At 60.4% G+C, this 6,272-nt stretch carries 8 protein-coding genes; 1 reads left to right on the top strand and 7 read right to left on the bottom strand.

All coding sequences use genetic code 11. The features are described 5' to 3' along the window. From P792_RS38890 to purB, 7 genes are all read right to left on the bottom strand, one after another. Positions 1-845, bottom strand: an 845-nt coding sequence (locus tag P792_RS38890) for an AIR synthase related protein (protein ID WP_023979212.1), incomplete at its 3' end; no start/stop codon positions are given. Then, positions 842-1,543: a phosphoribosylformylglycinamidine synthase subunit PurQ gene (gene purQ / locus P792_RS30830; RefSeq protein ID WP_023979211.1), complete on the bottom strand. Its 702-nt coding sequence runs from the start codon at positions 1,541-1,543 to the stop codon at positions 842-844. The genes purQ and P792_RS38890, both read right to left, overlap by 4 nt. Then, positions 1,540-1,941 carry a Rap1a/Tai family immunity protein gene (locus P792_RS30825; protein WP_023979210.1) on the bottom strand — a complete coding sequence of 134 codons (402 nt, stop codon included), beginning with the start codon at positions 1,939-1,941 and terminating at the stop codon, positions 1,540-1,542. Before P792_RS30825 ends, purQ begins: the two co-directional genes overlap by 4 nt. Then, positions 1,938-2,180: a phosphoribosylformylglycinamidine synthase subunit PurS gene (purS, locus tag P792_RS30820; RefSeq protein ID WP_023979209.1), complete on the bottom strand. Its 243-nt coding sequence runs from the start codon at positions 2,178-2,180 to the stop codon at positions 1,938-1,940. Before purS ends, P792_RS30825 begins: the two co-directional genes overlap by 4 nt. After that, on the bottom strand, positions 2,177-2,941 hold the full coding sequence (gene purC / locus P792_RS30815) for a phosphoribosylaminoimidazolesuccinocarboxamide synthase (RefSeq protein WP_023979208.1): 765 nt from the start codon (positions 2,939-2,941) through the stop codon (positions 2,177-2,179). Before purC ends, purS begins: the two co-directional genes overlap by 4 nt. A 110-nt stretch (positions 2,942-3,051) precedes the next feature. Next, complete coding sequence (locus P792_RS30810; RefSeq protein WP_023979207.1) at positions 3,052-4,440, bottom strand: sugar porter family MFS transporter; 1,389 nt, start codon at positions 4,438-4,440, stop codon at positions 3,052-3,054. A gap of 98 nt (positions 4,441-4,538) precedes the next feature. Beyond that, entirely contained in the window at positions 4,539-5,870 is a 1,332-nt protein-coding gene (gene purB / locus P792_RS30805; protein ID WP_023979206.1) for an adenylosuccinate lyase, read from the bottom strand. Between the two features lie 233 nt (positions 5,871-6,103). On the opposite strand from purB, the gene P792_RS38885 reads away from it, so the two are divergent. Beyond that, positions 6,104-6,272 (top strand): TerC family protein (locus tag P792_RS38885; RefSeq protein WP_408734846.1); only part of this gene is annotated, 169 nt, incomplete at its 3' end.

The following is a 6,272-nucleotide window of genomic DNA, read 5'->3' as shown; positions in this document are numbered from 1 at the left end:
CCCTTGCCCGCCATCTCGACGGCAGAGGATGTGAGGCCAGCCGCGCCCATATCCTGAATCGCCACGATAGCGTCGGTCGCCATCAGTTCGAGACAGGCCTCAATCAGCAGCTTCTCGGTGAACGGATCACCCACCTGCACCGTCGGACGCTTGGACGCCGCATGTTCGTCGAATTCCGCCGAGGACATGGTAGCGCCATGGATGCCATCGCGCCCGGTCTTGGAGCCGACATAGACCACCGGATTGCCGATACCCGCAGCAGCCGAGAGGAAAATGCGATCCTGACGGGCGATACCGACGGTCATGGCATTGACGAGCGGATTGCCATTATAGGCCGGGTGGAAGTTGATCTCACCGCCTACCGTGGGCACACCAACACAGTTACCGTAGCCACCAATGCCACGCACCACGCCGTCAATCACGCGCTGCGTCACAGGAAGCGACGGGTCACCGAAGCGAAGTGCGTTCAGATTGGCAACGGGGCGCGCGCCCATCGTGAACACATCGCGCAGGATGCCGCCCACACCAGTCGCCGCGCCCTGATAGGGCTCGATGAACGACGGATGGTTGTGGCTTTCCATCTTGAAGACAGCCGCGAGACCGTCTCCGATATCCACAACACCGGCATTTTCACCGGGGCCATGAATGACCCAGGGGGCCTTGGTGGGCAGGGTCTTGAGATGCACACGCGATGATTTGTAGGAGCAATGCTCCGACCACATGACCGAGAAGATACCGAGTTCGGTCAGGCTGGGCACGCGGCCCATGATGTCCAGAACCTTCTGGTATTCCTCGGCAGAGAGACCGAAGCGGGCAGCGAGTTCAGCGTTGACGATCATGCTCATGCGACGAGACTCTTCACCAGACCCGAGAACAGAGGCACGCCATCTGTCGCGCCAAGATCGGGATCGACCAGGTTTTCAGGGTGGGGCATCAGGCCGCAGACGCGCTTGTTGGCGCTCAGAATGCCTGCAATGGAGCGCTGGCTGCCATTGGGGTTACTGACGCGGTTCGCGGCATCGAGTGTGCCCTTGGCGCAGACATAGCGGAAAGCCACGCGATCTTCACCCTCGAGGCGATCGAGCTCGGCCTCCGAGGCCGTGTAGTTGCCGTCACCATGAGCCAGCGGCGCACGGAAGACATCGCCCTTGGACCAGTCACGCGTGAAGGCCGTATCCTGCGTCTCGACACGGAGGAACCCGTCCTGCGAAAGGAAACGCATCCCTGCATTACGCAGGAGCGCGCCTGGCAGAAGCTGGGCTTCGGTCAGGATCTGGAACCCGTTGCACACGCCCAGCACATACCCGCCGCGCTCGGCAAAGGCACGCACCTCGCGCAGGATCGGCGAATGGGCACCCATAGCGCCTGAACGCAGATAGTCGCCAAAGCTGAACCCGCCCGGAAGGACGATCAGGTCCAGATCAGGCAGGCTCGTATCACGATGCCAGAGCATGGTAGGTGCCTTGCCGCTGACAAGACGAAGCGCCTGCTCCATGTCGCGCTCACGGTTCGTACCGGGGAAAACGACGATACCGGCCTTCATGGCTTCCCTCCCTGACCCGAACACGGATAAGCCTCGTGCAGAGCCGCAAAAACGGATTTGCCAACAGGGAATTTCAGAACGTCCTGATGAGCCTTGAGCCAGGACAGCACCTTGCCGCGCATGGCATCCGTTGTTTCGGCGTCAGGGACGCAGAAACCGACCACCGTGCCGCTATCGCCATTGCTCTTGGCGTTCAGGGCCGAAAGCGCACCTGAATCAGCCATGCCAGCAATATAGGCATCACAGACGGCCTTGCCCTGAGGCTTGGAGCAGATGGCGCCGAAGCGACCAGCCTGCATGGAAGAGAGACGATGCTCATCAGCCTGAGCCACACCGGCCAGGCCGCCTGCTGGCAGTGCAAGCGCAACTGCCGCCAGAAGAGCCAGCTTGCGGGTCATCCAACAACCTCGACAGCGAAATCTTCGATCACGAGGTTCGCCAGAAGCTCACGGGCCATTGCCTCGCCCTGGGCGAGTGCCTTTTCACGATCTTCGCTCGCAATCTCGAGTTCCATGGTCTTGCCCACGCGCACTTCGCCGACATTGGCAAAGCCCAGCACCTCAAGGGCGTGACCAATGGCCTTGCCCTGCGGATCGAGCACGCCTTCCTTCAGCATGACATTGACGCGAATTTTCATTGCATGACCTCCGGTCCTTTGAGATCGCCGTTGCCGGCCTCGGGCAGAATGCCAAGGCGGCGGGCGACTTCCTGATAAGCTTCCTCGACACGGCCCATATCCCGACGGAAACGGTCCTTGTCGAGCTTCTCGCTCGTCTTGGTGTCCCACAGGCGGCAGTTATCGGGAGAAATTTCGTCGGCGAGCACGATACGCATCTCGTCGTTTTCCCACAGGCGACCGAATTCGAGCTTGAAATCGACAAGCTGGATGCCGATGCCCTGGAACATGCCCGTGAGAAAATCATTGGTGCGCAGCGCATAGGCATTGATCTCATCGAGATCCTGCGCATTGGCCCAGCCTAAGGCGGTGACATGCTCTTCCGACACCATCGGGTCGTTGAGCGCATCGTTCTTGTAGTAATATTCGAGAATCGACCGGGGCAGACGCGTACCTTCAGCAAGGCCGAGGCGCTTGGCAATCGAGCCCGCAGCCACGTTGCGCACAACGACTTCAAGGGGGATGATCTCGACTTCGCGGATCAGCTGCTCGCGCATGTTCAGGCGACGAACGAAATGAGTCGGAATACCAATTTCATGCAGGCGAAGCATGAGGTGTTCGCTGATGCGGTTGTTCAGCACGCCCTTGCCGGTGATGATCCCCTTTTTCACGCCATTGCCGGCGGAGGCATCATCCTTGAAATACTGAACGAGTGTGCCGGGCTCTGGCCCCTCGAACAGGATCTTGGCTTTTCCTTCATAGAGCTGACGACGGCGTGCCATGACGATCTTTCAAAAACGGTGAACGGCGTTGTCCCGCATATAGCAGCGGAGCAACGCCGTTCATACCCATGATCGTCCCCTGTCGCCATGACAGGAGTGCGCCTGTCGTCTTATTCGGCCGCAGCAGCCTTGGCGCGAGCGATGGGCGCGAAGGTGCCGTCACGCAGGGATGCCTCGAGCTGCTCCAGCGAACGGCCCCGTGTCTCGGGCACATAACGCAGCACGAAGAAGAACGAGACGGCATTCACGGCTGCGAAGAGCCAGAACGTACCGCCAGCGCCGAGCGCCTTAACCATGCTGAGCGTCGTGAGAGAGATGATCAGATCTGCGCCCCAGTGGCTGGCAGCAACAAGGCTCATGCCCGTGCCACGGCAGGAAAGCGGGAACACCTCGGCGCCCACCAGCCAGATCGCCACGGAAAGACTGCCGACGTTGAACACGACATAACCCACCACGGCAGCGGCAGTCACAAATGCACCCCAGCCATGCGTCTGACCAGTAAAGAACATGAAGCCCAGCAGAACGAGCGAGACAACAGCACCGGGGATCATGCGAAGCATCAGGGTACGACGCCCCCAGGCATCGACAGCCCAGCCGCCGAACGCGACCGTACCGACCATCGAGACACCGACCGCAACCGAGGTCAGCAGAGCGGATGACTGACCAAAGCCAGCATCGGCAAAAATGGTCGGCGCGTAGTACATGACCGCGTTGATGCCAGTAAGCTGGCACAGCAGCGCAATACCGACGGCCGCAATGGTAGCCGGACGGACCCAGGGCTTGAACACTTCGGAAAGCGGGGCCTTCTCGTCGTGCTGATCCTGGATTTCCTGCAGTTCGCGATCAGCTTCAGCATCGGTGCGACGCACGCTACGCAGCACGGTGCGAGCGCGCTCGAACTCACCCTGCATGGCCAGCCAGCGCGGGCTGTTGGGCAGGAAAAGCATGCCGACAAAGAGGATAACCGCCGGGATGACACCCAGGCCGAACATCAGGCGCCAGGAGTAATCCTGCAGCAGATAGCCGGTGATGAATGAGATAAGCTGACCGAAGGCGATGGCAAACTGGAACGCAACCACGAGCGAACCGCGACGCTCGGGCGGCGCGATCTCGGCAATATAGATCGGCACGATCTGCGATGAGGCGCCGATGGCAAGCCCGAGGATGAGGCGAGCAAAGGTCAGAATGGCGACCGTATGCGCGAAGGTCACGATCACGGTTCCTATAAGGAACAGCGTCGCCGCAGCGATGATCGTGCGACGACGACCCAGACGATCCGAAAGCGGTGCTGCCGAGATACAACCGATCAGCGCACCGAGAATAACGGCCGAGGTAACGATCTCGGCGCTTTCCGTGGTCAGCTGGAATTGCGGCGTGAGCTGAAGCAGGGCGGCCGAGATGATGCCAGTATCATACCCGAAAAGGAGGCCGCCCGTCGCCGCGATAACGGCGATGAAGTTCGTTAGTGCATGCCCTCGTGGGCGCGATGTGGAAGCCATTGGTCAGCTTTCGTCTTGGTCCGGATGAACGTGCTTGAGATTACAAACACGTTACTTCCACAATTAGACGCCACAAGGTCAACACATAATGTGGGATCTCAACCAAAAACCTTGTCATAAATGCGGTCTACGGCAACAAGATGTCGTGTGCTGTCCATAGCCTCATCCAGCACCGTTGAATCGACCCGACCAGCGACCTCGGGATCCGCATCCAGATTCTCGCGGAAGCTTCGACCTTCAGGTGTCCCGAGTTTCGTCCAGGTCTCCATCGCGTTGCGCTGCACGATACGATAGGCGTCCTCACGCGAAATGCCCGAGCGGGCAAGAGCCAGCAGAACCTCGCCCGAATGGACCACACCGCCCAGCGATTCGAGATTGGCCATCATGCGCTCGGGATAGACCACCAGCTTGTCCATCATGCCTGCCAGACGCATCAGCGCGAAATCGAGGCCAATCGTGGCATCGGGACCGATGTTGCGCTCGACAGAGGAGTGGCTGATATCGCGCTCATGCCAAAGGGCCACGTTTTCAAGCGCCGGGATAACGTGCGAGCGGATCAGACGGGCCAGACCGGTAAGGTTCTCTGAAAGCACCGGGTTACGCTTGTGGGGCATGGCCGAGCTGCCCTTCTGCCCAGGATGGAAGAATTCTTCCGCCTCGCGCACTTCCGAACGCTGAAGGTGACGCACCTCGACAGCCAGACGCTCGATACCGCTCGAAATCACGCCAAGCGCGCAGAAGAATGCGGCATGACGGTCGCGCGGGATGACCTGCGTCGAAACATCTTCGGCGGCAAGGCCGAGGCGCGCTGCCACGAATTCTTCCACACGGGGGTCGATATGGGCGTAGGTGCCGACTGCGCCTGAAATCGCGCAGATGGCAATTTCCTTGCGGGCCGCCAGCAGGCGCTCACGGTTGCGGGCGAACTCGGCATAATGGCCAGCGAGCTTGAGCCCGAAGCTGGTCGGCTCGGCATGGATGGCATGCGAGCGGCCGATCGTGACTGTGTTCTTGTGGGCAAAAGCCTGCTTCTTCAATGCGGCCAGAACGGCATCAAGATCTTCAAGCAGCAGGTCGGTTGCCTGAACGAGCTGGACCGAAAAGCACGTGTCCAGAACGTCGGAGGACGTCATGCCAAGATGCACGAAGCGGCTCTCAGGGCCGATCTTTTCGGCCAGCCATGTCAGGAACGCGATCACATCATGACGCGTCACGGCCTCGATCTCGTCGATACGGGCCAGATCCTCGTCCGAGAACGCTGCCATGGCGGCGTCGCCACGCTCGCGAATGACCTGCGCCGCTTCCTTCGGCATATCGCCCAGCTCTGCCATCGCCTCACAGGCCAGCGCCTCGATCTCGAACCAGATACGATAGCGGTTGGCAGGCGACCAGATGGCGGTCATTTCAGGGCGGCTATAGCGTGGCACCATGACGGTAAGGCTCCTTCGGGAAGAAAACGCTGCGAGAGCGGAAAGTCCGGATCGGGCCCTCTTACCGCAATACGCACGCTACGAACACCTTCCAGGCGAACACCCTGCGTTGGGGTGCGTATAATTGCGCGCACCCCGTCTGGCCGCTAGGTTTCGGGCCCTGAAGATATGTGGAGGATAATGTGGCGCCTGATCTCACCTGGCACGCCCTGATCGCGCTTGCCCAGGTTGTCATGATCGACATCACCCTGGCAGGCGATAATGCCGTCGTTATTGGCATGGTGGTGCGCGGCCTGCCCGCAGCCCAGCGGCGCAAGGCCATCATCGTGGGCGTCGCGAGTGCGGCACTCATGCGTATCGTGCTTGCCCTTGTGGCGTCGCAGCTGCTGACCGTCATTGGCC

This window comes from Asaia sp. SF2.1 (assembly GCF_000505765.1).
GTDB classification, from domain to species: domain Bacteria; phylum Pseudomonadota; class Alphaproteobacteria; order Acetobacterales; family Acetobacteraceae; genus Asaia; species Asaia bogorensis.
Note: the sequence above shows the minus strand (reverse complement) of the source record. Positions and strands in the feature narration are given on the sequence as shown.